At 68.1% G+C, this 1,414-nt stretch carries 2 protein-coding genes; one reads left to right on the forward strand and one right to left on the reverse strand.

Annotation, left to right across the window (positions count from 1 at the left end; genetic code table 11):
* Positions 1-142 precede the first annotated feature (142 nt).
* On the forward strand, positions 143-367 hold the full coding sequence (locus N2041_RS11075; protein ID WP_297678649.1) for a hypothetical protein: 225 nt from the start codon (positions 143-145) through the stop codon (positions 365-367).
* A gap of 264 nt (positions 368-631) precedes the next feature.
* Here N2041_RS11075 and N2041_RS11080 read toward each other — a convergent pair.
* A partial coding sequence (locus N2041_RS11080) for a cell division protein FtsZ (protein WP_297678650.1) occupies positions 632-1,414 on the reverse strand: 783 nt, incomplete at its 5' end.

Here is a 1,414-nt window from a genome sequence, read left to right on the forward strand (position 1 = left end):
GAGTTGGGAGTTGGGAGTTGGGAGTTGGGAGTTGGGAGTTGGGAGTTGGGAGTTGGGAGTTGGGAGTTGGGAGAGAGGGAGAAAGGGAGAGCGGGAGAGCGGGAGAGCGGGAGAGCGGGACGCGAGAGGGGATAATGGAGGGATGGACGGGGGCGAGCGAGCGCGGGTCGGGCTGTGCGCGGGGTGTGCGTGGGCGCAGCGCGTGGTGAGCGGGCGGGGCTCGGTGTTCTGGCTGTGCGGGCGGTCGCGGGTCGATGCGCGGTTCCGGAAGTACCCGCCGCTGCCGGTGCGCGACTGCCCGGGCTTCGAAGCGGACGAGCCGGGGACCGCCGGGGGCCGCGGCACGAGCGCCGGGCCGGGGAGCTGACGGCGACGGGCCGCGGCGGACCAGAGCCCAATCCACGACCTGCGATAGGGCCGATTGCAGAAAACGTCTGGTTTTTTGCTTGACGGGTGTGTTACGTTACGCGTCCGGCTGAAAGCGGGGGAGCTACCGGCGGGGTAGCCGTCGCGGCAAAAGCCAGGGGCTCGATGCCATCTCCCATTGCACCGAGCCCCCGCTTCCCGAGAGGGGAGTGTCCTTCCGGGCTTTTGCGCGTTCGGTTAGGTAGTTCCCTCCTTTCAGCCTTTCTTATTTGAGGCGCGCAACGCGGCCGTACTCGTCGCGTTCCACGTTGAGCGAGCGGATGTTCCGGCGGAGGAAGGCGGGCAGCTCGGCATCCTCCATGCTGCTGACCCCGGGGAGGTTGAACTCGCGCAGGCGGCCGCGGTCGACTTCGAGCGGGTCGCCGATGGTCGAGGCGCGGGGCGTGAAGCCGGTGGCGATGACGGTGATGTGGACTTCGTCGCCGACGCGGGGGTCGACCACGGTGCCGAAGATGATGTTGGCCGCGGGGTCGACGACTTCGGCGATGGTGCGTGCGGCGGCATCGAGCTCGCGGAGGCCGAGGGCGCCGCTGTGGGTGACGTTGAAGAGGACGTTGTGCGCGCCTTCGATCGACTGGTCGAGGATGGGGCTCTGGGTGGCGGAGCGGGCGGCTTCGACGGCGCGGTTTTCGCCGGAGCCTTTGCCGACGGCGAGGAGGGCGGGGCCGGCCTCGCTCATGATGGTGCGGACGTCGTTGAAGTCGAGGTTGATGGAGCCGTTCTGGCTGATGATGTTCGAAATCGACTGGATGGCCTGGCGGAGGACGTCGTCGGCGGTCTCGAAGGCTTCTTCGACGGTCGCGTTCGGGGGGCAGATTTCGATGAGGCGGCCGTTGGGGATGGCGATGAGGGTATCGACCTTATCGCGGAGGCGGGCGATGCCCTCTTCGGCCTGCTTCATGCGGCGGGAGCCTTCCCACGGGAACGGCTTGGGGACGACGCCGATGGTGAGGGCTCCGCACTCCTTCGCGATCTCGGCGACGATGGG

Origin of the sequence: Tepidiforma sp. (genome assembly GCF_026419595.1) — a bacterium.
Lineage (GTDB): Bacteria > Chloroflexota > Dehalococcoidia > Tepidiformales > Tepidiformaceae > Tepidiforma.